The organism is Amycolatopsis cihanbeyliensis (assembly GCF_006715045.1).
In the GTDB taxonomy this organism is placed as follows: Bacteria; Actinomycetota; Actinomycetes; order Mycobacteriales; family Pseudonocardiaceae; genus Amycolatopsis; species Amycolatopsis cihanbeyliensis.
In genome coordinates this window covers 3,734,655-3,758,614 of the sequence record NZ_VFML01000001.1, presented here as the reverse complement: position 1 = coordinate 3,758,614, position 23,960 = coordinate 3,734,655, and the positions used below count along the sequence as shown (strand labels likewise).

General features: G+C 70.7%; 27 protein-coding genes. 11 read left to right on the top strand and 16 right to left on the bottom strand.

All coding sequences use genetic code 11. From position 1 onward, the window contains the following. Position 1: 1 nt before the first annotated feature. Positions 2–748 carry an SDR family oxidoreductase gene (locus tag FB471_RS16860; protein WP_141999409.1) on the top strand — a complete coding sequence of 249 codons (747 nt, stop codon included), beginning with the start codon at positions 2–4 and terminating at the stop codon, positions 746–748. Positions 749–1,322: 574 nt separating this feature from the next. After that, positions 1,323–1,736: a VOC family protein gene (locus FB471_RS16855; protein ID WP_141999407.1), complete on the top strand. Its 414-nt coding sequence runs from the start codon at positions 1,323–1,325 to the stop codon at positions 1,734–1,736. A gap of 19 nt (positions 1,737–1,755) precedes the next feature. On the opposite strand, the gene FB471_RS16850 is transcribed toward FB471_RS16855, so the two are convergent. The 4 genes from FB471_RS16850 to FB471_RS16835 are packed head-to-tail and all read right to left on the bottom strand — an operon-like array spanning position 1,756 to position 6,366. Further along, positions 1,756–2,424, bottom strand: coding sequence for a DedA family protein (locus FB471_RS16850; RefSeq protein WP_141999405.1), 669 nt, complete (start codon positions 2,422–2,424; stop codon positions 1,756–1,758). A gap of 50 nt (positions 2,425–2,474) precedes the next feature. Further along, the gene (locus FB471_RS16845; RefSeq protein ID WP_141999404.1) at positions 2,475–3,308 is read right to left on the bottom strand and encodes a YceI family protein; all 834 of its coding nucleotides are present in this window, start codon (positions 3,306–3,308) and stop codon (positions 2,475–2,477) included. Further along, the gene (locus FB471_RS16840; RefSeq protein WP_141999402.1) at positions 3,305–5,839 is read right to left on the bottom strand and encodes an MFS transporter; all 2,535 of its coding nucleotides are present in this window, start codon (positions 5,837–5,839) and stop codon (positions 3,305–3,307) included. The genes FB471_RS16845 and FB471_RS16840 overlap by 4 nt, the downstream gene beginning before the upstream one ends. Next, positions 5,836–6,366, bottom strand: coding sequence for a MarR family winged helix-turn-helix transcriptional regulator (locus FB471_RS16835; protein ID WP_141999401.1), 531 nt, complete (start codon positions 6,364–6,366; stop codon positions 5,836–5,838). The genes FB471_RS16840 and FB471_RS16835 overlap by 4 nt, the downstream gene beginning before the upstream one ends. 282 nt (positions 6,367–6,648) lie before the next feature. On the opposite strand from FB471_RS16835, the gene FB471_RS16830 reads away from it, so the two are divergent. Then, on the top strand, positions 6,649–7,614 hold the full coding sequence (locus FB471_RS16830; protein WP_141999399.1) for an ABC transporter substrate-binding protein: 966 nt from the start codon (positions 6,649–6,651) through the stop codon (positions 7,612–7,614). Here the strand turns inward: FB471_RS16830 and FB471_RS16825 are convergent. Beyond that, a complete protein-coding gene (locus FB471_RS16825) occupies positions 7,611–7,904 on the bottom strand; it encodes a hypothetical protein (protein ID WP_141999398.1) in 294 nt (97 codons plus the stop codon). The genes FB471_RS16830 and FB471_RS16825 overlap by 4 nt on opposite strands. A gap of 86 nt (positions 7,905–7,990) precedes the next feature. Between FB471_RS16825 and FB471_RS16820 the strand changes: the two genes are divergently transcribed. Continuing rightward, positions 7,991–8,338: a helix-turn-helix domain-containing protein gene (locus FB471_RS16820; protein WP_141999397.1), complete on the top strand. Its 348-nt coding sequence runs from the start codon at positions 7,991–7,993 to the stop codon at positions 8,336–8,338. Further along, the gene (locus FB471_RS16815; RefSeq protein ID WP_246076443.1) at positions 8,319–8,633 is read left to right on the top strand and encodes a Scr1 family TA system antitoxin-like transcriptional regulator; all 315 of its coding nucleotides are present in this window, start codon (positions 8,319–8,321) and stop codon (positions 8,631–8,633) included. Before FB471_RS16820 ends, FB471_RS16815 begins: the two co-directional genes overlap by 20 nt. A 12-nt stretch (positions 8,634–8,645) precedes the next feature. Here the strand turns inward: FB471_RS16815 and FB471_RS16810 are convergent, their stop codons facing one another. Genes FB471_RS16810 through FB471_RS16800 form a run of 3 tightly spaced genes read right to left on the bottom strand, consistent with a single transcriptional unit; the run spans position 8,646 to position 9,999 of the window. Beyond that, entirely contained in the window at positions 8,646–9,044 is a 399-nt protein-coding gene (locus FB471_RS16810) for a VOC family protein (RefSeq protein ID WP_141999394.1), read from the bottom strand. After that, complete coding sequence (locus FB471_RS16805; protein WP_141999392.1) at positions 9,041–9,673, bottom strand: maleylpyruvate isomerase family mycothiol-dependent enzyme; 633 nt, start codon at positions 9,671–9,673, stop codon at positions 9,041–9,043. The genes FB471_RS16810 and FB471_RS16805 overlap by 4 nt, the downstream gene beginning before the upstream one ends. Next, positions 9,670–9,999, bottom strand: coding sequence for a YciI family protein (locus FB471_RS16800; protein ID WP_141999391.1), 330 nt, complete (start codon positions 9,997–9,999; stop codon positions 9,670–9,672). The genes FB471_RS16805 and FB471_RS16800 overlap by 4 nt, the downstream gene beginning before the upstream one ends. A gap of 134 nt (positions 10,000–10,133) precedes the next feature. Here FB471_RS16800 and FB471_RS16795 point away from each other — a divergent pair, with 134 nt between their 5' ends. Further along, positions 10,134–10,556 carry a PPOX class F420-dependent oxidoreductase gene (locus FB471_RS16795; protein ID WP_141999390.1) on the top strand — a complete coding sequence of 141 codons (423 nt, stop codon included), beginning with the start codon at positions 10,134–10,136 and terminating at the stop codon, positions 10,554–10,556. A 24-nt stretch (positions 10,557–10,580) separates the two neighbouring features. On the opposite strand, the gene FB471_RS16790 is transcribed toward FB471_RS16795, so the two are convergent. Next, positions 10,581–11,489 (bottom strand): MerR family transcriptional regulator, encoded by a 909-nt coding sequence (locus FB471_RS16790; protein ID WP_246076442.1) that lies wholly within the window; start codon positions 11,487–11,489, stop codon positions 10,581–10,583. A gap of 41 nt (positions 11,490–11,530) precedes the next feature. On the opposite strand from FB471_RS16790, the gene FB471_RS16785 reads away from it, so the two are divergent. Continuing rightward, a complete protein-coding gene (locus FB471_RS16785) occupies positions 11,531–12,268 on the top strand; it encodes a maleylpyruvate isomerase family mycothiol-dependent enzyme (protein ID WP_141999389.1) in 738 nt (245 codons plus the stop codon). A 104-nt stretch (positions 12,269–12,372) separates the two neighbouring features. After that, positions 12,373–13,299, top strand: coding sequence for an SMP-30/gluconolactonase/LRE family protein (locus FB471_RS16780; RefSeq protein ID WP_141999388.1), 927 nt, complete (start codon positions 12,373–12,375; stop codon positions 13,297–13,299). Between the two features lie 82 nt (positions 13,300–13,381). Here FB471_RS16780 and FB471_RS16775 read toward each other — a convergent pair whose 3' ends face one another. After that, a complete protein-coding gene (locus FB471_RS16775; protein ID WP_141999387.1) occupies positions 13,382–13,912 on the bottom strand; it encodes a TetR/AcrR family transcriptional regulator in 531 nt (176 codons plus the stop codon). An 85-nt stretch (positions 13,913–13,997) separates the two neighbouring features. Between FB471_RS16775 and FB471_RS16770 the strand changes: the two genes are divergently transcribed. Both FB471_RS16770 and FB471_RS16765 read left to right on the top strand, forming a co-directional pair. After that, positions 13,998–15,521, top strand: a complete 1,524-nt coding sequence (locus tag FB471_RS16770; protein WP_141999386.1) for an MFS transporter — start codon at positions 13,998–14,000, stop codon at positions 15,519–15,521. Next, positions 15,487–16,878 (top strand): FAD-binding oxidoreductase, encoded by a 1,392-nt coding sequence (locus tag FB471_RS16765; protein WP_141999384.1) that lies wholly within the window; start codon positions 15,487–15,489, stop codon positions 16,876–16,878. The genes FB471_RS16770 and FB471_RS16765 overlap by 35 nt, the downstream gene beginning before the upstream one ends. Before the next feature lie 85 nt (positions 16,879–16,963). On the opposite strand, the gene FB471_RS16760 is transcribed toward FB471_RS16765, so the two are convergent. Genes FB471_RS16760 through FB471_RS16750 form a run of 3 tightly spaced genes read right to left on the bottom strand, consistent with a single transcriptional unit; the run spans position 16,964 to position 19,183 of the window. Beyond that, positions 16,964–17,392: a hypothetical protein gene (locus FB471_RS16760; protein ID WP_141999383.1), complete on the bottom strand. Its 429-nt coding sequence runs from the start codon at positions 17,390–17,392 to the stop codon at positions 16,964–16,966. A 52-nt stretch (positions 17,393–17,444) separates the two neighbouring features. Next, positions 17,445–18,347, bottom strand: a complete 903-nt coding sequence (locus tag FB471_RS16755) for an AurF N-oxygenase family protein (RefSeq protein WP_141999382.1) — start codon at positions 18,345–18,347, stop codon at positions 17,445–17,447. A 59-nt stretch (positions 18,348–18,406) separates the two neighbouring features. After that, positions 18,407–19,183, bottom strand: coding sequence for a MerR family transcriptional regulator (locus FB471_RS16750; RefSeq protein ID WP_246076441.1), 777 nt, complete (start codon positions 19,181–19,183; stop codon positions 18,407–18,409). Positions 19,184–19,339: 156 nt separating this feature from the next. Here FB471_RS16750 and FB471_RS16745 point away from each other — a divergent pair, with 156 nt between their 5' ends. After that, the gene (locus tag FB471_RS16745; protein WP_141999379.1) at positions 19,340–21,007 is read left to right on the top strand and encodes an L-lactate permease; all 1,668 of its coding nucleotides are present in this window, start codon (positions 19,340–19,342) and stop codon (positions 21,005–21,007) included. Here FB471_RS16745 and nagA read toward each other — a convergent pair. From nagA to FB471_RS16730, 3 genes are all read right to left on the bottom strand, one after another. After that, a complete protein-coding gene (gene nagA / locus FB471_RS16740) occupies positions 21,004–22,137 on the bottom strand; it encodes an N-acetylglucosamine-6-phosphate deacetylase (RefSeq protein ID WP_142002056.1) in 1,134 nt (377 codons plus the stop codon). The genes FB471_RS16745 and nagA overlap by 4 nt on opposite strands. 85 nt (positions 22,138–22,222) lie before the next feature. After that, positions 22,223–22,798 carry a SigE family RNA polymerase sigma factor gene (locus FB471_RS16735; protein ID WP_141999378.1) on the bottom strand — a complete coding sequence of 192 codons (576 nt, stop codon included), beginning with the start codon at positions 22,796–22,798 and terminating at the stop codon, positions 22,223–22,225. Positions 22,799–22,931: 133 nt separating this feature from the next. Beyond that, entirely contained in the window at positions 22,932–23,858 is a 927-nt protein-coding gene (locus tag FB471_RS16730) for a short-chain dehydrogenase/reductase (protein WP_141999376.1), read from the bottom strand. Between the last annotated feature and the right edge of the window lie 102 nt (positions 23,859–23,960).

Here is a 23,960-nt window from a genome sequence, read left to right as displayed (position 1 = left end):
CATGGCGGGTGTACTTGTGGTTACTGGCGGTAGCCGTGGCATTGGCGCGGCGATCTGCCTGCTGGCGGCCGAGCACGGCTACGACATAGTGGTCAACTACGTGACCGACATCGAGGCGGCGAACGCGGTGGTCGAGCATGTGCGGGCCTGCGGGCAGCAGGCGCTGGCGGTGCGGGCCGACGTGTCGAACGAGGACGAGGTGCACAACCTGTTCGAGACCGCCGCCGCGATCGGGCCACTGACCAGGCTGGTGAACAACGCGGGCATCACCGGCTTCACCCCCGGCAGGCTGGACGAGCAGCGGGTCTCCTCGGTGCGCAGGGTCCTCGATGTCAACGTGACCGGCGTGTTCCTGTGCGCGCGGGAAGCCGTGCGCCGGATGTCCACCCGCTACGGCGGCGGGGGTGGGGCGATCGTGAACGTGTCCTCCACCGCGGCGCGGCTCGGTTCCGCCGGGGAGTGGGTGCACTACGCGGCCAGCAAGGCCGCGGTGGAGACCATGACCCTCGGCCTCGCCCAGGAGGTCGCGGGCGAGCGGATCCGGGTGAACGCCGTCGCCCCCGGCACCGTGGAGACCGGGCTGCATGCCGGTGCGGGCCTGCCGGACCGGCTGGAGCGGCTGGCCCCCTCGATCCCGCTCGGTCGCCCGGCTCGGCCGGAGGAGATCGCCGAGGCCGTGCTGTGGCTGCTGTCCCCGGCGGCCTCCTACGCCACCGGTGCGGTGCTGCCGATCGGGGGCGGCCGGTAGCTGCCCCCAAAGTTATCCACAGGAACCCTGTGTATAACCCCCAAGTTGTCCACAGCGTCCACAACACTCGATGGTGGCACCCGGGCTACCGGTCGTCACCCGTGCCCTCTGCGGGTGGCGACCGGGGGCGTGCAGGGCGCCCGCGCGGAGGACGGAAGGTGCGCGCCCCGGGCCGCCTCGATCAGCCGTTCCAGTGGCACCACATATTGGCCCGATGATTGGCGCGATCAGCGCCGACAGCAACGCGACCTGTTTCTGCCCACCGGGTTGCGCCGGGACATCCGTTCCCCAGACCTCGACGGGGCCCAAAAGCTGTCTCTGGACTGCACCAATGCCGCCCTACTGACAAAATCATTCGGCTCTGACCTGGATGGAGTATTTCCGGAAATAATGGCGTACCCCTGGACGGGTCACTTCCGGTGATGCTGACGCAGCACAACGCGACCCCCCGAAGGTAGTTACCGAGAATTAACCGGCCGCGTGTGACGGTAGTTATCGGCCGCGCGCTTTGATGTGCGGACGCCTGGATTCGTCGGGGTGCCGGTACGCGAGCGAGAAGGGACGGCTGGAGCGCATGTCCGAGCTCACGGCTGTGCACCACGTGGCACTCACGGTCACCGATGTGGACCGCAGCGTCCCCTGGTACATGCGGGTACTGGAACTGGCCGAGGTGACCAGGCGGGAGGACCCGGAGACGGGGGTGCGCAAGGTCGTGCTGCACGCGCCCGGCCGGGCGTTCGCGTTGCTGCTGGTGCAGCATCCGGACACCGAGCGACCGGGGTTCGACGAGCGCCGGACGGGCCTGGACCATGTGGCCTTCCAGGTGGAGTCCCCGGCCGAACTGCGCAAGTGGGAGAACCGGCTGGCCGAGTACGGGGTGAGCTTCGAACCCGGTACGCCCTCGCGCACGGTGCCCGGCTCGGAGGTGGTGGTCTTCCGCGATCCGGACGGCATCCAGCTGGAGATCTGGGCCGGGCCGGAGGCCTGAGCGCCCGGTCCCGCCCCGGTCAGGAGCCCACGCTCGCCGCGGTCTCCACCGGGCGGCGCATCTCCTGCCGGTAGCGCCGGATGCCGTAGCCGGTGCCGGCCACGAAGAACACCACGCTGGCCCAGACCAGGGTGGTCTTCAGCCACGGGAGTACGTCCAGCAGGCCGGCGCCGTAGTAGCCGAGCAGAACCAGGGTGGGGACCCAGAGCAGCCCGCCGGTGGCGGTGGCGAGCATGAAGCGCCGCGGGTCCATCCGCGCGGCGCCGGCGATCAGCGGGGCGAGCGTGCGGACCCACGGGATCCAGCGGGCCGCGACGATGGCGAAGAACCCCCTGCGGTCCAGGAACGATCGCGCCCGGTCCAGGTTGTGCTGGTTCAGCACCTTCCCGCCGCGGCGTGCGATGAATCTGGTCCCGGTGTGCTTGCCGATGCGATAACCGACCTGGTTGCCGACGATCGCCACGATCATCGCGCCGAGGGAGAGTCCCCAGGCATGCCCGTCGGCGCCGTGCTGAGCCAGCACCACGCCCGCGGCGAACAGCAGGGAGTCACCGGGCAGGAACAGGCCCACGATCAGCGCGCATTCGACGAACACGAAGCTGAGCACGATGACCCACACCAGCAGTGGGCCGGCCGTGTCCAGCCAATCGAGGCCGAAGCCACCCGCCTCGGCTTGTACCACTCTCACGCCCGAAAGCCTACGTGGCGCTCCGTTCTACTGTCCGTGGGTCGCGAACTCTAGAGCTCGGGAAGCTGCTCGCCCTGCACTGCCTGGATGTCCAGCTCGATCTTGATGGTGGTACCGATCGCGGCCACCCCGGCGCGGACCATCGCGTTGTAGTCGATCGCGAAATCGTTGCGATGCAGCACGGCATCGGCGTGGAAAGCGGCGCGCACCCTGCCCCACGGGTCCGGCCCGTAGCCGCTGTACCGCAGGTCGAGCTGGATCGGCCGGCACTGGCCGTGCAGGGTCAGCTCGCCGGACATCGTCCAGGTATCGGTGCCCTCCCGCTGTAGCCCGGTGCTGCCGAACTCGATCATCGGGAACCGGTCCACGTCCAGGAAGTCCGGGGAACGCAGGTGGTCGTCGCGCATCCGGACGCCGGTGTCGATGGAGGCGGCCTTGATCTCGGCCCGCACGGTGGACTGCTCCACCGGCCGCCGCACCTCGATCCGCCCGGCCAGGTCGCCGAACCGGGCCTTGATGCTGGCGATGCCGAGGTGCCGCGCGGTGGCCACCACCGAGGAGTGTGCTGGGTCGATCACCCACGGCCCCGGCGGCGGGAGCTTCACCGTCCCCGCCGCCGGGGCGAGGGTGACCTCGCCGAGCGACCCCGTGCCGTTTGAGCCGATCTGCGCGGTACGCGCCTGCGGGAGGTACCCGGCCGCCACCAGCACGGCGGTGTAGATCCCCGGCGGCAGCGGCTCGGTGGTCACCGTGCCTTCCGCGTCCGCGGGCACCCGCGCGACCTGCCGGCCGGCGCCGTCGGTGACGGTGAGTGTCACGTTCGGTACCGGCCAGCCCTCCGCCGTGCGCACCCGCGCGCTCAACCCGCCGTCGTTGTCGCTCATCGCCGCTCCGCCAGCTCGTCGATGACCTGCTCGTAGCCGAGCCGGACATCGTGGGCCGCGTCGCCGTCGTGCAGGCTGACCTGGCTGGTCGCCGGCGGGTAGCCACTGGCGACCACGGTGTACTCGCCCGGCGGCAGGTCGGTCACCAGGTAGTTTCCCGCCGCGTCGGTACGGGCCACGGCGAGCACCTGGCCGCCGGCGTCGAGCACGGTGATCCGCGCGTCCGGCACCGCCCGGTCGCCCTCGGTGCGGGCCACCCCGGAGAGCCGGACCGCGGCGGTCAACTCGAGGTCCTGCCGCAGCACCCCGCTGTCCGGCACGACCAGCGAGGCCGCCTCGGGCCGCAGCCCGTCCCCGCTGGCCACCAGGGTGTACGCCCCGGAGTCCACCCCGCGGAAGGCGTACCCGCCGCCGGACTCGGTGCGGCAGGCCCCGGCCACCTCGCCGCGCGCGTCGGTCAGGGTGACCGTGGCTCCCTCCACCGGGTCGCCGCCGGCGAGCCGGATGACCCCGGCCAGCTCACCGGAGCCGGTGAGCGTCACATCCAGGGTGGTGGCCTCCTCGGTGACCACCACGCTGGAGGCCTGCGGCTGGTGCCCGTCCGCGGACACGATCAGCACGTAGCTGCCCGGCCCGGGGGTGTCCACGGTGTAGGAGCCGTCGGTGTGCCCGGTACCGCGAGAGACCTGCTTGCCGTGCTGGTCGATCAGGGTGAGCGCGGCGCCGTCCACCGGCGTGCCGTCCTGCCGCCGGACGTGGCCCGTGATCGGGACACCCGCGCCGTGCCCGTTCGAGCTCGGCAACCCCGCCGGCCGGAACTCCTGCGTGGCCAGCGCCCGGTGCCGCCCCGCGGCCTTGTTCGCGGCGGTGTCCCCGGCGGAGCTCTCGGCGGTGTCCTCGGCGGTGTCCTCGTCCAGCAGGGCCTCCCCGCCTTCCACCGGCGCGGCCGCGGGCGCACCGTCGGCCAGCGGGATCTCCCGCATGAACAGCAGCACCACGAAGGCCAGCAGCGCCACCGCCGAGCCGAGGTAGAACACCGTACTGATCGAGTCGGTGAAGCCGATGAAGAACGGCTTGGCCTGCTCGACCGGCAGGTTGTTGAGGAACGAGGAGTCCTCCATGATGTTGTTCCCGCCGGAGTTCACCGCGGCCGGCGAGACGCCCAGTGCGGCGAAGGCCCTGGCGATGTTGTCGGTCAGCGTGCTGAACAGGATGGAGAGGAAGACCGCGACCCCGATGGTCCCGCCCATCTGCCGGAAGAAGGTGGCGGCGGCGGTGGAGACGCCCATGTCCCGGCGCGGGCCCGCGTTCTGCACGGCGATGATCAGCGTCTGCATGCAGCCACCGAGACCGAGGCCGATGGTCAGCATGTACAGCAGCGGCTGCCAGATCGGGCTGTCCCACTCGATCTGGGCGAACAGCAGCATGCCCGTGGACATCAACACGGCCCCCACCAGCGGGAACACCTTGTACCGCCCGGTGCGCGCGGTGAGCCTGCCGGAGATGACCGAACCGGACATGATGCCCATCATCAGCGGCAGCATCAGCAGGCCGGACTCGGTGGGCGTGTAGCCCTGCACGATCTGCAGGTACTGCGGGACCAGCATGATCGAGCCGAACATGGCCACACCGACGATCACCCCGCCGAGGATGGCCACGCTGAAGGTGGAGTTGCGGAACAGCCGCAGCGGGATCAGCGCGGCGTCCTTCATCCGGGTCTCGGTGAACAGGAACAGCACCAGGCCGATGGCGCTGATGGCGTAGCAGGTCAGCGCGCCCGACGAGCCCCAGCCCCACTCGCGGCCCTGCTCGGCCACCAGTAGCAGCGGGACGAGGCAGGTCGCCAGGAACAGCCCGCCCCACCAGTCGATCCGGTGGTTCTGCCGCTCGTGCGGCACGTTCAGCACCTTGGCCACCACGAACAGCGCCACCGCGCCCAGCGGGACGTTCACCAGGAACACCCAGCGCCAGCCGTGCAGGGTGAACAGCGAGTCCATCCCGGCGAAGAATCCGCCGAGCACCGGACCGAGCACCGTGGAGGTGCCGAACACGGCGATGAAGTAGGCCTGGTACTTGGCCCGCTGCCGGGGCGGGACCAGGTCACCGAGGATGGTCAGCGCCAGGGACATCAGGCCACCCGCGCCGAGCCCCTGCACCGCACGGAAGGCGGCGAGCTGGTACATCGACTGCGCGAACGCACCGGCCGCCGAGCCGAGCACGAAGATGGAGATCGCGGTGAGGTACAGCGGCTTGCGCCCGTAGATGTCGGAGAGCTTGCCGTAGATCGGGGTGGAGATCGTGGCGGTGATCAGGTAGGCCGTGGTGATCCAGGCCTGCATGCTGAGCCCGTTCAGGTCATCGGCGATGGTCCGGATCGAGGTGCCGACGATGGTCTGGTCCAGCGCGGCCAGGAACATCCCGGTCATCAGCCCGGACAGGATCACCAGGATCTGCCGGTGGGTCAGGTTGGGCGCCGCTGAGTCCTCACCGGGTGTGGGTTCCGCCGGCTTTTCGGCGACGGAGCTGGTCATTCGTCCCCCTTGTGCTGCTGCTCGCCGGCCGCGAGCTGTGGATCGTGCGTTTCGATGCCGGCGTTCAACCGGTCCAGCAGCGTGTTCAGCGTGACACGGTCGGCCTCGGGCCAGTCGGCGAGCAGCCAGGCCAGCCACTCGGTGCGCTGCCTGCGGTTCTCCTCGAACACGCGCAGCCCCTCGTCCGTGGCGGCGAGCAGGCAGGCCCGGCCGTCCTTCGGGTCGGCGGTGCGCTCCACCAGGCCGTGCTGCACCAGCGCGCTGGTCTGCCTGCTGATCGTGGAGATGTCCGAGTGCAGGGCCTCGGCGAGCTGGGATGCCCGCTGCGGCCCGTCATGCACCAGTGTGAACAGCAGCGCGTACGCGGCTCGCTCGATGCCGTCCGGCCCCTGCTTGGCCACCCGGGACTTTGCCCGGTTGATCAACCGCATGAACCGGACGACCTGGCGGCCGAGCTCGTCGGCCGTGGCCAGCTCGGCCTCGGTAGCCGGGTAGCCCGGGGCGGAGGTGGTGGCGGGTGGAGTCATCGTTAGGTCTTTCGTGCCGTTTTCGCCGTCTTTGGCCGAGCATGTCTTGTTTGGCTGATACAACTAGTTGCCGAAGTCAAGGATGTACCCGGCGAAGTTAGTTGCGCAAGCCAAGTAACCGCCGATGTGGCCGAACACATACGCAACCTTTTCCGCCCCCATCGTGTTTGCCGCCCACGTAACCGTGTTTGCCCCTCGCGTAGGCGAGTTTGCTGCTCGCGTAGCCGAGTTGGCTGTTCAGCGACACCCGCCGCCGGGTCCGAACGGAAGGAGAAGCAACGCATGCGCCGGTTTCGCTTACTTCTCGCGTTCCCCCTCGCGGCCGTGCTCACCGGCTGTGGCCTGCTCGGCGGGGACGAGCCCGAGCCAGGCCCCGCGGGCAGCGACCTGGAAAAGCCGTCGATCACCGTCGCCGTGCTGCCCTCGATGGACACCTTGCCGGTCTTCCTGGCCGCCGAACGCGGCTACTTCGCCGAGGAGGGGCTGGAGGTGCGCACGCAGCTCACCCGCAGCGGGGCGGACGCGGTGACCAAGCTGATCGGCGGCGATATGGACATCGCCTTCTCCAGCTACCCCGCGTTCCTGCTACCGCAGGCCCGGGACGTCGCGGACCTGCGGTTGGTTGCGGCGGTCACCGAGCTCGCGCCGGGCAACACCGCCGTGGTGGCCGGGCCGGGTTCGCCGGTCCGGGACGCCGGTGACCTGGCGGGCAAGCGGGTGGCCATCACCGCGCGGAACACCCTGTCGCACCTGCTCGTCGCCCAGGCGGCCGCCGAGCGTGGGGTGGACCCGGGCGGTATCGAGTGGATCGAGCTGCCGTTCCCGGACACCCCCGGCGCGCTGAGCCGGGGCGAGGTCGACGCCGCGTTTCTCACCGAACCGTTCCTCACCCAGGCGACGGCCGAGCAGGAGGTGCGGCCGATCCACGACTTCGCCTCCGGCTCCACCGAGGCGCTGCCGGTGGGTGGCTTCGCCGCGACCGCCGAGTTCGCCGCCGCCAACCCGCGTACGGTGGCGGCCTTCCGGCAGGCCCTGGACCGGGCGACCGAGGAGGCCGCGACCAACCACGGCGCGGTCCGCCCGCTGCTGATCGAGGTCGGCAAGGTGGACCCGGCCATCGCGGGGCAGGTGGGCTGGACCAGCTTCACGCCTGCCCTGGAACCGGAACGCATCCAGCGGGTGGCCGATGTGATGGTCGAGCGGGAAGCGCTGGACGCGCCGCTGGACGTGGCGACCATGATCGGCTAGCGGCGGGTCCACCTCATCCGGATCGAGCCGAGCAGTTCGCCCTCGCCGGATGCGGACGTGCCCGTGCGCCACACCCCGACCACCCAGGTGCCGGGCCGGGCGCGGACGCGGGCGAGGTAGTCCTCGGCGCAGGCCCGGGTGTAGTGCGCGAACCACTCCCGCTGCCGTTCCGGGCGGTGACAGAACGTCCAGCCCTGGTCCTCGAACACCTCGACGTACTCCAGCACGCAGTGGCCCTTCCGCACCTCGCGCCGGTACTCCATCCGGTGCCAGTAATCCCAGGTCGGCATGGGCGTAAGAATCCAGCGGCAAGTTCAGGCTGCTGGAAACATGGTGTAATTGCAGGTGACGTTCCGTTATTTCTGAGTGAGGAAACATGACCGTGCAGGTGAGTCCACCTTTCCTGCGCCGGCGACTGGGCAGGCAACTGAAGGCGCTACGTGACCAGGCCCGAATCTCGACCGAAGAGGCATGCCGCGGGCTGGAGTTCTCCGCCGCGACGCTCAGCCGGATCGAGAACGGCAAGACCACCCCCAGCGTGCACACCGTGCGCAGCATGCTCGACCTGTACCTGGTGCCCGCAGACGAGTGGGACGGAATCCTGGACCTGGTGCGCCAGGCGAAGGCCAAGCCATGGTGGAAGAAGTACACCACGACTTCGCACACGCGCTTCCCTTCCATGAACATGGGGTTCACCGAGCCTGATGGCCGGGCAACTCGCTAAGCTCATTGAGCTTGCACGGTTACCTAATGTAGTCGTGCAAGTGCTGCCATTGTCGGCAGCAGGTCACCAAGGGCTCACCGGCTCGTTCACGATCCTCGGCTACCCCTGGCGGGATGAGGACGACATCGCGTTCATCCCGCATGTGGCCGGTGCGGTCAAGACGCGAAATCCGGAGGAACTTGAGCTCCGCGAGCGTACTTTCGCCGCGATCCGCGACGTCGCCCTCGATCCGGACGGTTCGGCCGAACTCCTGGACGACCTGTGCCGGGACCTCCGGCGGAACGGTTGGAGTTGAGACGGCCTTCGGCTAGACCTTGGTGACCATCCAGGCGTGGCCGTCCGGGTCGGCGAAGGTGCCCGCGTAGCCCCACGGCTGCTGTCCCGGCGCGAGGACGACCTCCGCCCCGGCCTCGGCGGCACGCTGGACGATCCGGTTCACCTCGGCTTCGGTGCTCGCGGACAGGCCGAGCAGGCATTCCGAGGTCCCGCGTCCGGCGACCTCCCGGCCGCCGACCACCCAGCCGAAGCCCTCGGTCGGGACGAGCATCAGGTGCAGCCCGTCGTTGACCGCGAACCGCAGCGGCTCCGGCATGCCGTCCTCGGCGGGCTCGCCGAGGGCCGCGAGGCCGAGCGCCGCGCGGTAGAACTCGAACGAGGTCCCGCGGTCGGCGATCGGCAGGGCGAGCACGATCGGTTCGGTGCTCACGATCGGGCCTCCCTTGTGCTGAAGCGGGCGCTGGGCTCGCCGTGCAGGCGGCCGGGCGGGAGCATGCGGCCGCAGGCGACCAGCAGCAGGTCCTGTGCCGCGCCGGACAGCGGTGTGCCGGAGCCGTAGCTCCAGTCCAGGTCCGTGGCGCGCAGCTCGATCCCGTCCAGGTCGACGCCGAAGAACTTGAGCCGCTTCGGCTCGAAGCCGTCCAGCACGATCCGCAGCCGCTCGGGCGGCACCGCGCGGTCGATACCGAGTGGCACGGTGATGTCCAGGCCGTGGATCACGTCGTGGGACAGCGCGCCCTCGTACCCGCCGCCCGGCGGCTTCCACGGGTGGTGCACGTTGTCCCGCAGCGCGGCCGTGAGCTCCGCGGCGGACAGCAGCCCGGCGTCCCGCCGGGCGCACCGGTCGGACATCTTCGTGAAGTTTCCGCCGGACTTCAGCATCTCGCCGAGGAACCGGCGCCCGGAGTACCGGTACGCCATGGTGATGTGCGCGACGACCTCGCGCACCCGCCACCCCGCGCACAGCGTGGGTGTGTCCCACCGTTGCTCGCTCAGCTCGGCGAGTATCTCGACCAGCTCGGCGCGTTCGGCCGCGATGATCTCCCTGATCCCGGTCATTCCGGGAACTCCAGCATCGGCCGGACCTCGATGGTCCCGTAGGTCGCCGCCGGATGCTTCGCGGCGATCTCCAGCGCCTCGTCCAGGTCGGCGCACTCGATCAGGCAGAACCCGCCGATCTGCTCCTTCGTCTCGGCGAACGGTCCGTCGGCCAGCAGCACCTCGCCCTCGCGCACCCGCACGGTGGTGGCCTCGTTGGGCGGCCGCAGCCCACCGCCGCCGCGGATCACGCCACGTTCCGTCATCTCCTCGGACCAGCCGCCGCAGCCGTCCTCGGCGTGCTCGGCGGCCGACTCGTCGCCACAGATCAACAGCATGTACTTCATCAGGTCCCTTCCTTACCGTCTTGCTACCCACCGACGAACGGCCACGGCCCGGACGGACACCGAAGCCGAAGATTTCTGGGCCGGGTGACGCGGCAGCCGGAATGCGACGATAGGGGTGGCTTGTTGAGTGAGCCATGGCACAGGATCACGCGCTGCACGAGTTGATCGGCAGCCGCCCGCTCGGTGTACTGGTGACGCTCAAGCGGGACGGCAGGCCGCAGCTGTCCAACATCACCCACCACTACGACCCCGACGCCGGGATCATCCGGGTGTCGATCACGGACGGCCGCGCCAAGACCAGGAACCTGCGCCGCGATCCACGGGCCAGCCTGCACGTGTCCAGCCAGGACGGCTGGGCCTACGCGGTCGCCGAGGGCACCGCCGAGCTGACCGAGGTCGCCAAGGCCCCGGACGACGCCGTGGTGGACGAGCTGGTCGAGCTGTACCGCGCCCTGCAGGGTGAGCACCCGGACTGGGACGAGTACCGCTCGGTCATGGTCGCCGACCAGCGTCTCGTGCTGCGCCTGCACGTCGAGCGGGTGTATGGCATGGCGTGAACGTCGGCGCGGTGAGCGGAGGGCTCAGCTGACCGAGTGGTCCAGGGCGTCGAGCAGCCAGGTGTGCGTGACGCCGACCGGCGCGGGTTCGCCGGTGACCTCGCCGGCGAGGTGCCAGTAACGGCGCAACCGAGGGTGCCGGTCGGCGGCGGTGCGCCGGTTCAGCGCGCGCCGGAACTCCGGGGTGTCGCGGGCATTGAGCGCGGCGGCGTGGGCCGCGACGAACCGGTCGAGTGCGGGTCCCGGCGTCGCCCGTGCCCCGGCCGCCACCCGGGGAGCCGCCAGCTCGCAGGCCGCGCCGACGGCGGCGTGCAGCGCGCCGAGGTCGGCGATCCGGTCGTGGTCGACGAGCGTGCTGGCCCGCAGCCGGGTGGCGAGTGCCCGGTCGGAGGCGAGCAGCACCAGCTCGGCGTACGCGACGACCTGCTCCGGGGTCGGCAGTTCCGGCGGCCGCGGCGCGCCGATGTCGAGGAACATCCGGGCCGTGTCCGGCGGGATCGGTCCGGTGGTCATCGGGCGCCAGAGACGGACGAGGGTCTCGTGCGCGGAGAACCCGTCCTGCACCGCGGACAACAGCTGGAGCCGGGTGGTGCGGTCGGCAAGTGGCGCTTCCTCGACCGCGCGCAGCACCGAGCGCCGCCAGGCCAGCGTCGTCACCTCGCGGTCGAGCGCGGCCCGCTCGGCGGCCACGGCCTCGGCGAGGGAGCGTTGGCCCGCGAGGATGTCGGCGATCGACCGCAGGCCCAGCCCGAGCCCGCGCAGCCGCCGGATGAGGTTCAGCCGGTCGACCGTGGCCGCGTCGAACCGGCGGTGCCCACCGGTGCTGCGCGCGGGCTCCAGCAGCCCCTCGTCGCAGTAGAAGCGGATCGTGCGGATGGGCACACCGGTCCGACTGGCCAGGTCGCCGATCCCCAGTGTGTCGGTGCTCACCATCGGTCGAACCTCCAGCCGAGTGGAGTTTCTACGGTACTGCCATGGATGTCGCACGACTTGCCGAGGGACTGCACGAGCACACCGCGGGGTTCGCCACGGCGGTGGCCCGCGCCGACCCGGACACGTCCGTGCCCACCTGCCCGGAGTGGCCGTTGCGGGTGCTGGTCGGGCACATCGGCCAGGCACACCGCTGGGCGGCGGGCATCGTCCGTTCCGGCCCGAGCCCGGTACCGGACCCGCTCGACGCGGATCCCGGCTTCACGGAGGAGTGGTCCGGCTGGCTGCACGAGGGCGCCGCGGATCTCGCGGACGCGGTGCTCGTCGCCGATGAGAGTCCGGTGTGGACGTTCTTCGGCCCGCGGCCCGCGACGTTCTGGCTGCGCCGGATGCTGCACGACACCACGGTTCACCACGCGGATGCGGCACTCGCGACGGGCACCGAGTTCGAGGTGGCGCCGGATCTCGCGGCCGACGCGATCAGCGAGTGGCTGGAGATCCTTTCCGACCCGGTCACACCCTCCATGCGACCGGCCTTCGCCGAGCTGCGTGGTACCGGCCAGACCCTCCAGCTCCGCCCCGATACCGGCCCGGGCTGGCTGATCACCCGTACCCCCGACGGCGTGCGGTGGGCACGCGCCACCGGCACCGCGGACGCGACACTGGCCGGTCCCCTCCGCGACCTGCTGCTGGTGTTCACCCGGCGGCTGCCCGCCAGCCGGGTCACCATCACCGGCGACCGCGACCTGGCCGACCACTGGCTGGCGCACACGGCGGCCTGAGCGCGGCGGCCTTCCGGGCTGACCCGCCCGGACGTGCCCGGCGTCAGGTCGCAGGTCATACGTGTCTCTGGATCCGGCGCGCGGGGTGCGCCAGAATCGTCGGAATGGCACGGATTTCCGGATTGCTGGTCGCCCTGCTCGCCGCGTTCGCCCTGCTCGCCCCACCCGCCTCCGCCCGCACGTTCTTCCCCACCGAGCTGCGGTTGCCGGACGGCTTCCAGCCGGAAGGGATCGCGATCGGCGCGTGGCCCACGGCCTACTTCGGCTCCCGCGCCGACGGCCGGATCTACCGGGCCAGCCTGGTCACCGGGCGCGGCCGGGTGCTCAGCCAGGGGCCGGGCACCCCCTCGCTGGGCATCAAGGTGGACTCCGCGCGCGGGCGGCTGTTCGTCGCGGGCGGCACCGGTGGGGACGCGCGGGTGCTCGACGCGCGCACCGGCGAGGTGCTGGCCAGCTACCGGCTGGCCGCCGAGGGTGCGTTCGTGAACGACCTGGTGATCACCCGCGAGGCCGTGTGGTTCACCGACTCCTTCCGGCCGGTGCTGTACAAGCTGCCGCTCGGCAGGCACGGCGAGCTGCCCGCGCAGCGGGAGGTCGGCACCGTCCCGCTGTCCGGGGACATCGAGCACGTGCCCGGCGAAATCAACGGCAACGGGATCGTGACCAGCCCGGACCGCAAGGCCCTGCTGATCGGCCAGTCCGTGACCGGGCGCCTGTTCCGGGTCGACCCGGCCACCGGGGTGGCCCGCGCGGTCGACCTCGGCGGGGAGTCCCTGCCGCACAACGACGGGCAACTGCGCTCCGGCCGCGACCTGTACGTGGTGCAGAACCGCGCGAACACGGTGACCCGGCTGGAGCTGAACCGGGACGGCACCGCGGCGACGGTGGTCCGGCGGGCCACCGACCCCCGCTTCGACGTCCCAGCCACCATGGCCGCCTTCGGCCCCCGGTTCTACCTGGTCAACGCACGCTTCGGCACGCCACCCACCCCGCAGACCCCCTACCGCGCCGTAGCCGTCGACCGCTTCTAGGGGAGCGCCCTGAACGTGGCGATCGAGGCATTCGACGTCGTGAACGTGGCTTTCGGGACATCTGACGTCCGGAAAGCCACGTTCAGGGCTTCGCGCCCAGCCGGAGCAGGATCTCGTCGAGCTGGTCGAGCAGGGGGCTGGGATCCTCGCCGGTGGAGGCGCGCAGGTAGAGGCCGTCCCCGATCACCGTGACCAGCTCCGCGGTCAGCGGGTCGTCCAGGTGCTCGATCAGCAGTTCCCGCCACGGGCGCATGCAGGCCTGCAACGCCTCGGCGGCCTTCGGCTCGTCGCCGGCCAGCCGGACCGCGGCCAGCGTGGTGCGGTGCCACGGGTTGTCCATGCTGGCGTCGGTGACCGAGGAACGCAGGTAGTACCGCGCCACCCCGTCCTCGGCCTGGCGCGCCTTCGCCACGTCCGACTCGGTCAGCAGGGACATCCGCTCCAGCAAGCCGTCCAGCAGGGCATCCTTGGACCCGAAGTGATACAGCAGTCCGCCCTTGGACACGCCGGCCTGCGCCGCGACGGCGTCCAGGGTGACGGCGGCGGGCCCGTGGGTGAGCAGGATTTCCTCGTAGGCGTCCAGGATCCGGTCCCGGGATGAGGGCTTCGGCACGCGGTTGACTGTACCGTCCAGACGGTCTATCTTCAACTGGAGGCGGAAACTGTACCGTCCAGACTGTTAAGTTCAAGGGGAGATCATGGTCGAGGCAGGACGCAGGGAGTGGGTCGCGCTGGGCGTGCTCACGCTGCCGGTGCTGCTGATCAGCGTGGACATGACGGTGCTCGGGTTCGCGCTGCCGTACCTCAGCGAGGACCTGGCGCCCACCGGCGCGCAGCAGCTGTGGATCGTGGACAGCTACGGCTTCCTGCTGGCCGGGCTGCTGATCACCATGGGCACCCTCGGCGACCGGATCGGCAGGCGCAGGCTGCTGCTGGCCGGCGCCGCGGCGTTCGGGATCGCCTCGATCATCGCCGCCTTCTCCACCAGCGCCCCCATGCTGATCGCCGCGCGGGCGCTGCTGGGCATCGGTGGCGCGACGCTGATGCCGTCCACCCTCTCGCTGATCCGCACCGTGTTCACCGACGACCGGCAGCGCCGGATCGCGATCGCGGCCTGGGCGGCCGCCTTCTCCGGCGGCATGGCGCTCGGCCCGGTGCTCGGCGGCTGGCTGCTCGAGCACTTCTGGTGGGGCTCGGTGTTCCTGATCAACGTGCCGGTGATGGTGCTGCTGCTGGTACTCGGCCCGATCCTGCTGCCGGAGGCGCGGGACCCGAACCCCGGCCGGTTCGACCCGCTCTCGGCGGTGCTGTCGCTGGGCGCCGTGCTGCCGGTGGTCTACGGCATCAAGAAGATCGCGGAAAGCGGGCCGGACCTGCTCGGTGTGGGCGCGATCCTGCTTGGTTTCGCCGTGGGTGTCCGGTTCGTCAACCGGCAGCGGCGGCTGGCCGACCCGATGCTGGACCTGGACCTGTTCCGCGACCGGCGGTTCAGCGTCTCGGTTGGTACCAACACGCTCGGGGTGTTCGCGCTGAGCAGCGTGTTCTTCCTGGCCCCGCAGTACCTGCAACTCGTGCTCGGGATGAGCCCGGTGACCGCGGCGCTGTGGATGCTGCCCGCGACCGCGGCCGGGGTGGTGAGCTCGCTGGGCGCCGCGCAGCTCGCCACCCGGTTCGCGGTGCCGCACCTGATCGGGGTCGGTCTGCTGACCGCGGCCGCCGGTTTCCTCGCCCTGACCCAGGTCGGCGTGGAGTCCGGGATCGCCGCGCTGGTGGTCGGGTTCGTACTGGTCGGCGCGGGCGTGCCGCTGTCCGAGGCGCTGACCACCGACCTGGCGATCTCCACCGCGCCGCCACGGCGCGCCGGGGCGGCCTCGGGGATCTCCGAGACCGGGTTCGAGCTCGGCGGGGCGCTGGGCGTCGCGGTGCTGGGCAGTGTGGCCACCGCCGTCTACCGGGCCGAGCTGCCCGGGACGGCTTCCGCCGCGGCCAGGGACACCCTGGGCGGCGCCGTGGCCACCGCGCGGCAACTGCCGCCCGCGCAGGCCGGGGAGTTGCTGGGCAGCGCGCAACAGGCGTTCGTGCACGGGATGCAGGTGTCCGCCGTACTCGGTGCGGTGCTGCTGGCCTACACCGCGGTGCAGGCGATGCTGCTCCTGCGTACCAGCCGGGAGGGCTACCGTGGGCGGCATGAGCAACGATGCCCTGCCCGCCCGACTCCGTGACGAGCTCGGCAAGGACGCCGTGCTCACCGACGCCGACGTCACCGCGAGTTACTCCAGGGACATGATGCCGCTGGCACCCGCGGGCAGGCCGCTCGCGGTGGTGCTCCCCGCGGACGTCGAAGGGGTGCAGGCCACCGTGCGTGCCTGCGCGGAGGCCGGGGTGCCGATCGTGCCGCGCGGGGCGGGCAGCGGCCTTTCCGGCGCGGCGAACGCGATCGACGGCTGCGTGGTGCTGGCGCTCACCAAGCTGGACCAGATCCTCGAGGTGGACGCGGCCAACCGGCTGGCCGTGGTGCAGCCCGGCGTGGTGAACCTGGACCTGCGGAACGCGGTGGAGAAGCACGGGCTGTTCTACCCGCCGGACCCCTCCAGCTACGACTGGTGCACGATCGGCGGCAACCTCTCCACCAACGCGGGCGGGCTGTGCTGCGTGAAGTACGGCGTCACCACCGACTCGGTGCTCGGGCTGGATGTCGTGCTCGCCGACGGGTCCCTGCTCAGGACCGGGCGTCGCACGGTCAAGGGGGTGGCCGGCTACGACCTGGCCCGGCTGTTCATCGGCAGCGAGGGCACCCTCGGCGTGATCACCCAGGCCACCGTGGCGCTGCGCCCGCTGCCACAGGCCCCTGCCACCCTGGTCGCCGGGTTCACCAGCACCGAGGCGGCGGGTGAGGCGGTGGCCAGGGTGGTGCGCGAGGGCCTGGTCCCCTCCCTGATGGAGATCATGGACGCCACCTCGATCAAGGCCTCCGAGGCGTACCTCAGGACCGACATCGGCGCCGGCTCCGGCTGCCAGGCGCTGCTGCTGTGCCAGTCCGACTCCGGCGGCGAGGTGGCCCGCCGCGAGCTCGCCGTGCTGGAGCAGATCTGCCTGGACTGCGGCTCCGACATGACCTACGCGACCGACGACCTCGCCGAGGGCAACATGCTGCTACAGGCGCGCAGGGTCGTGCTCACCGCGCTGGAGCTGTACGGCACCTGGCTCACCGACGACGTGTGCGTGCCGCGCACCCGGATCGCCGAGCTGATCGCCGGCTGCCACCGGATCAGCGAGGAGGTTGGGCTGCGCATCGCCGTGGTCGGGCACGCGGGGGACGGCAACATGCATCCCACGATCGTCTACGACCCCACCTCACCCGAGGAGTCCGCCCGCGCGCAGCGGGCCTTCGACGACATCCTCGAGGTCGGCATGGCGCTGGGTGGCACGGTCACCGGGGAGCACGGCGTCGGCAAGATCAAGCAGGACTGGCTGGAACGCGAGATCGGTCCGGTCGGCATGCGGGTGCACCGGCAGATCAAGGCCGCACTCGACCCGGACAACCTGTTCAACCCCGGCTCGATGTTCGCGCCCGGGTAACTCCCGCGGCCGGCCGGCGCGAATGCGGTCTGCGTGACCTGGACGGGCACCTGTGGAGCTTCGCCACTCCGCTTTAGACCAGGGTTCAAATCAGGGTGAGCAGCCCGATCACCGAACCGGCCGCGAGGCCGAGCAGCACGGCCAGCAGCAGGATCCAGCGCACCGGCAGCGGGGCGGGCCCGGCCACCCGCTGCTCCACGGTGGCCTGCTCGGGCTCGGCCTCGCCCGCCCTGGCTTCCATCGACTCCAGCGCGGCGCGTTCGTGCTCCAGCGAGTTCGCCGCGGGACCGGACAGCAGGCCGTAGCTGTGCGGCACCTCCGCGGCCGGCACCGCCGGCTTCGGCCCGATGATCGAGGTGTTGTCGAACGTGGAGCTGTCGAACGCGGAGCTGTCGAACTCGCGCGGGCGGTCCGACTGCGGTGCCGAGCGTGCCTGGGCACGCAGCGCCTCCGCCAGCAGCCGTTCGTGCTCGGCGGAGCTGGCGGCGTCAGCGTCGTCGGCTGGCTCGGTCACACCCCAACGCTAGTGCCCAGTCAAGTGGATCATTCGGGCAACCCGATGGTGCTCAACCGAGCAGGCCGGACCGCAGCCACAGCCGCCGGGTCGGTCCACCGATCAGGTCGGCGTCGGAGAGGAACCGCACCACCCGCTCGGCGCCGTGCCGTTTGGCCTCCCGGTGGTGCGGGTTCGCCAAGGCCTGCCTGCGCGCCTCCCGCGGGTCCAGCCCGGCGCGGGCGTACTGCGCCGGACGGGTCAGCGCGGTCGCCAGCAGCATCGCCCCCTGCGCGGCCACGTAACGGGCGAACTCCTTGTCCAGCCTGCGTACCCGGCCCATACCGCGCAGCAGGTCCTCCCGCGCGTAGCGCACATGCCGCGCCTCCTCGGTGACGTGGATACGCATCACCGCGCGCACGATCGGTTGCAGGTTCTCGTCCCGCATGGTGTCCCGCTGCAGGACGTCGAAGACCTCCTCGCCCATCAGCGTCGCCGCCCACATCGACGGCCCGCGCAGCACGAACGGCAACGCCTGGCCGATCACGTACCAGCGCAGGTCCTGCCGGTACGGCTTGCCGCCCGCCTTCTCGATCAGCCTGCCGAACATGGTGGAGTGCCTGCACTCCTCGGCGACCTCGGTGTAGGCGTAGTGCACGTGTCGCGATCGCGGGTCGCCGCGGTAGGCCAGCCGCATCAGCATCTGCATCAGGATGGTCTCGAACCAGATCCCCACGCTCACCGTGTTGATCATTTCCTGTTTGGACAGTTCGAGGCGTTGCTGCCTGCTCATCCGCTGCCACAGCTCGGTGCCGTACAGGGTGACCAGCTGTTCCGGCACGAAGAACTTGTCCGGATCCAGCGGGGCATCCCAGTCGATGTCCACATCGGGGTCGTAGTTCAGTCGCGCCGAGGACTGCTGCAGGCGCTGCGCGGTGACCTCGCGGTCGGGCGGTGTCGGGATGCGGCGGCTCATGGACCGTTCCTCTCGCCGGGACACCCAAAGATTAGAACGGTCATTGAAAGAATGGAAGACTAAACCCTTCCGCGTTCGTCGCCCCGCTCGTCCTCGGGCTGCAACAGCGGCCCGAACCGGTTCCCCAGCCAGGCGCTCAGTTCCCGGCTCATCGACCTGGCCAGCGAGGCGGACACCGCCGCCTGCGCCTGCGGGCGCAACCGCTTCGCCCGCTCGGTGAGGGTGGGCACCTCATCGGCCTTCGGGGTCCACTGCGGGTCTTCGGTGGGCAGCACATGCTGATCGACCATGCGCAGGAACAGCTTGGCGAGCTCGTCGGTATGCCGCTGGATCTGCTCGGCGATGTCCAGCACGACCGGCATCGGCACGCCGGCGGCCAGCAACTCGCGCCCCGCCTGGAGCAACCGTGGACTGCGCACGATCAGGTGCGCCCCCTGCTGCTCGACGATGCCGAGCCGGAGCGCCCGCTTGATCGTGCCCGGCCCGGCATGCTTGCCGAACTCCCTGGTCAGCTCGACGATCGGGATACGTTGCGGTACCTCGTCCGACCACGGCTGGGTGAGCACTTCCTCGAGACCGAGCAGGTCACCGAGGTCGCGGCCCTCCTCCCAGGCGGAGATCATCTCGCGGATCTGCGCGAAGGTGTAGCCGCGCTCGAGCATCCCCAGCACCAGCCGTAGCCGGGCCAGATGCGCCTCGGTGTAGACGGCCACCCTGCCGCGCCGCATCGGCGGCGGCAGCAGGCCGCGATCTTGGTAGACCCGAACGTTGCCGACCGTCGTCCCCGCCGCTCGGGCGAGATCGTCGACCCGGTACTCGGTACCTGACTCGGACACCCGCGGGAGTGTAGGAGGCAGGGCAATCCGCCCGTACCGCTGGTTACCGCGCTGGTACGGATTCCGAAACTTGACCATGTGATTACTCCACTGCCAGACTCGGCCGGGCCTGACGTATGACAGAAATCACATTTCACGATACGGAAAAGGCCGTTCATGGACAACCTGGGTGTCCTCAGCCTGGTCGCACTTGCCCCCATCGTGGTCGTCGGCATCCTGCTGGTGGGTTTCCGCTGGCCGGCGAAGTACGCGATGCCACTCGGTTTCGTCGTCGTGGTGCTCGCCGCCGCGTACGTCTGGGAGGTCGAGCCGGTGGTGATCGCGGCCTCCGGCATCCAGGGGCTGATCCTCGCCTGCGGCCTGCTCTACATCGTCTTCGGCGCGTTGCTGCTGCTCGGCACGTTGGCGAACAGCGGGGCGCTCGCCTCGATCCGGGCGACCTTCACCGACATCAGCCCGGACCGGCGGGTGCAGGCGATCATCATCGGCTGGCTGTTCGGCAGCTTCATCGAGGGCGCGTCCGGGTTCGGCACCCCGGCCGCCGTGGTCGCCCCGCTGCTGCTCGCGCTCGGCTTCCCGGCGATGGCGGCGGTGATGGTCGGGCTGACCATCCAGAGCACACCGGTGACCTTCGGCGCGGTCGGCACGCCGATCCTGGTCGGGGTGAACGACGGGCTCGGTGGCAGCGCGGAGGTCGAGCGGCGGGTCTCGGTGCTGGGGCTGGAGATGCCCGACTACATCGCGCGGATCGCGCTGGACGCCGCCGTGGTGCACGCCATCGTGGGCACCCTGATCCCGCTGCTGCTGGCCTGCATGCTCACCGGGTTCTTCGGCGGGCGCGGGCCGCGCGGGTTCGCCGACGGCCTGCGGGTGTGGCGGTTCGCGCTGTTCGCGGCCCTGTCCATGACCGTGCCCTACGTGGTGGTCGCCGGACTGCTCGGACCGGAGTTCCCGGCGCTGCTCGGCGGCCTGGTCGGCCTGGCGATCGTGGTCACCGCGGCCCGGCGCGGCCTGTTCCTGCCCGGCACGCCCTGGGAGTTCCCGCCGCGCGAGGAGTGGCAACCCCGCTGGACCGGCACCGTGCGGCCGGAAGGGGATGTGGCCGGCAGGCGGATGCACCCCGGCCGGGCCTGGGCGCCGTACCTGCTGGTCGCGGTACTGCTGGTGCTGACAAGGGCGGTCGAGCCGGTGCAGGAGTTCCTCACCGGGTTGTCGGTGGACTTCGACGGCATCCTCGGCACCGAGGTCGCGGAGAGCCTGCAGCCGTTCTACCTACCCGGGTTCATCCTGATCGTGGCCAGCGTGGCGGCATACGGGTTGCACCGGATGAACCGCACGCAGATCGCGGCCTCCTGGCGGGTGGCCGGCAAGCAGCTCGCGGGCACCGCGGTGGCGTTGCTGTTCGCGCTGCCACTGGTGCGGATCTTCATCAACTCCGGGGAGAACGCGGCGGGCTACGAGAGCATGCCGCTGACCCTCGCCGACGGCGCGGCCTCGGTGGCGGGTGGGGCCTGGCCGCTGTTCGCGCCGTGGATCGGGGCGCTGGGCGCGTTCGTCGCGGGCAGCAACACGGTGAGCAACCTGATGTTCTCCCTGTTCCAGTTCTCCACCGCGGAGAACATCGGGGTGGCGCCGGAGGCCGTGGTCGCCGGTCAGGCCGTCGGCGGCGCGGCCGGGAACATGATCACCGTGCACAACGTGGTCGCCGCCTCGGCCACGGTCGGCCTGCTCGGCAGGGAAGGCGACCTGATCCGCAAGACGATCCTCCCGATGATCTACTACTGCCTCGCGGGTGGCGTGCTCGTCTACGTGCTGGCCACCTAGCGCACGCCGGGGACCCAGCTCCCGCGGTGCAGCACGCGCGCCGGGCGCAGGTCCTCGTCCAGCACCACCAGGTCGGCGCGCAGGCCGGGGCTCAGCGTGCCCACCCTGTCGGTGACGCCGAGCAGCTCCGCCGGGCGGGCCGAGGTGGCCCGCACCGCTTCCGGAACGCTCATCTCCGCGCCGACGACCAGGTTGCGGAACGCCGTGTCCATGGTGAGCGTGCTACCCGCCAGCGAACCGTTGCTGGCCAGCTTCGCCACCCCGTCCCGGACATCCACATCCAGCTTGCCGAGGGTGTAGGTGCCGTCCGCGGCGTCGGTGGCCGACATCGCGTCGGTGACCAGTACCGTCCGCGACCCGCCCGCGTGCCGGGCGGCCAGCCGCAGCATGGTCGGGTGAACGTGCACCAGGTCGCAGATCAGCTCGACGGTGACCCGCCCGTCGTCCAGCAAGGTCCCGATCGGACCCGGCTCCCGGTGGTGCAGCGGGCGCATGCCGTTGAACAGGTGCGTGGCCACCGTGGCCCCGGCGTCCACGGCGGGCCGGATCTGCTCCTCCACCCCGTCGGTGTGCCCGACCGCGACGATCACCCCGGACTCGGCGAGCTGGCGTACCGCCTTGATCCCGCCGGTGAGTTCCGGCGCGAGGGTGACCATCCGGACATGGCCGCGCCCCGCGGCCAGCAGCGCGTCCACCGAGTCGGTGTCCGGTTCGCGCAGCGCCTCCGGGTCGTGGGCGCCACACCGGGAGCGTGCGATGAACGGTCCCTCGAGGTGGATGCCTGCCAGGTCACCGTCCTGCACCAGCTCGCCGAGCGCGGCGAGCTGGTCGGCCAGGATCGGGATCGGATCGGAGACCAGGCTGGCCAGCATGGTGGTGGTGCCATGCCTGCGATGCGCCATGATCGCCCTGGTGAACTGGGTCGGGTCGGTGCTGGAGAACGACCCGCCGCCACCCCCGTGGCAGTGCGTGTCGACGAATCCGGGCACCACCAGCGCCCCGCCGACGTCCACCTGCTCGCCTGCGGGTGGGACCCCGGTACCGAGACCGGTGATCAGCTCGCCGGAGACCGCGAGCCAACCGGAGTCCATTATCCCGTTCGGGCTCGCCACTCTGGCGCCCGTGATCACGAAGTTTCCGGTACCGTTCACACCAACAGCATATTGGTCCAGACCAGCCCCCAGTGAAAAACCCCCTTACTTCGAAGCCAGCTCGTTATTTATGCCCCTCGTGCATTGCCTTCTGCAGTGCTTCGAGTGCCCGGCTGGCCGTCGACTTCACCGTGCCCTTGGAGATCCCGGCCGCTTCGGAGATCTCCGACTCGGACAGCCCGCCGTAGTACCGCAGGACCAGCACCTCGCGCTGCCGTGGCGGCAGTTTCGCCAGCGCGTTGACCACCGACTGGTGCTCGGTGGACAGCATGGCCAGACTCTCCGCCGAGCGGGCGTTCGCGGTATGCGGTGGCACGTAGTCCCGCGCCGTCTTGCGCCGCCGCAGCACGCTGCGAGAGCCGTTGACCACCGCCGTGCGCAGGTAGCCGACCGCGGCCGCGGCGTCGCGCAGCCGACCCCAGTTGCGGTGCAGCCCGGTGAACGCCTCCTGCACCACGTCCTCCGCGGTGGCCGGCTCGTCCACCAGCAGGATGGCCAGCCGGACGAGCCGCATCCGGTGCGTGCGGTAGAGGTCCTCCAGGTTGAGTGGCGCCGTGGGTTCGCTGGGCCGCGCGGGCGTGTCGATCGTGCGCAGATGTCCGAGCGTGCGTTCGACACTGCTCTCCGCGGGGCCCTGCATCGATACCTGCCCGTCCTCGACCGGTTGACTACGGTGGGTTCGCCTTGCGTGTCCCCGGTCGAGGGCACGCACACAAAGCGTATCGGGTCACCCGGTCGACGCCAGCGGTTCCGACTGTGATCACGGAACTGGACTAGTCCACTGCCTCAAGGGCAGTCGCCGCGCGCCCGCCGTGCCCGGTGACCGAGGCCTCCCTGGCGCCCCGGGCGGCGATGTCCTCCAGCGCCGCCCGGTCGGCAGCCGGCACCCGCAACCGGGCACCGAGCTCGATCATCGGAGGCAGCAGTGACCTGATCAACTTCACCGCGCCCACCCAGCGGGGCACGTGGATGGTCCGCGCCCGCCGCTCGATGCCGGCCTGCAACTGCTCCAGCGCGAGCTCCAGCGGGTAGGTCTTGCCGAACAGGCCGGGCATCCCCGCCCTGAGCTTGCCGAACACCGGGTGCGCGTCGGCGCTTTCCACCAGGTCGGTGCGGATCCAGGTGGGATGCGCGACGCCCACCCGCACGCCGAGGTGGCGGACCTCCGCGCGCAGGCTGTTGCAGAACGCCTCCACCCCGGCCTTGGCCGCGGTGTAGTTGGCCATCCCGGGTGGGTGCGCGATCGCGGCGAACGAGGAGATCGCCAGCAGGTAACCCTTGCGCTCGAGGACGTGCGGCAGGGCCACCCGGAAGGTGCGCCAGACACCGAGCAGGTCCACCTCGATCACCTTCTCGAAGGCGGCGGGGTCGACCGAGCGGACGAACCCGGTGGTCGCGATCCCGGCGTTGGCGATCACCGTGTCGATCCCGCCGAAGTGCTCGACCACCCCGGCGACGGCCGCGCGCAGCTGCGCCCAGTCGGTGACGTCGGCCTCCCAGGCGTGCGCGTTCGGGCCGATCCGCTCGGCCACCGCGCGCATCTCGTCCATCTCCAGCCCGACCAGCGCGACCTTCGCCCCCGTGGCGGCGATCCGCTCGGCCAGCCCGGCACCGATCCCCCGCGCCGCGCCGGTGATCAGCACCACGGTGTCCCTTCCGGCCCTCCGGGAACCGGTCAGCCGGGAAAGCGGATTCGCCATGGGTCCTCCTCGACACCTCGTTCTGCCTGCTGGCGGCAGGTTACAGAACTTACTCACAGTAGGCTACTGATGGGTAGTTCTGGTTGGGGAATTCCTTACGAA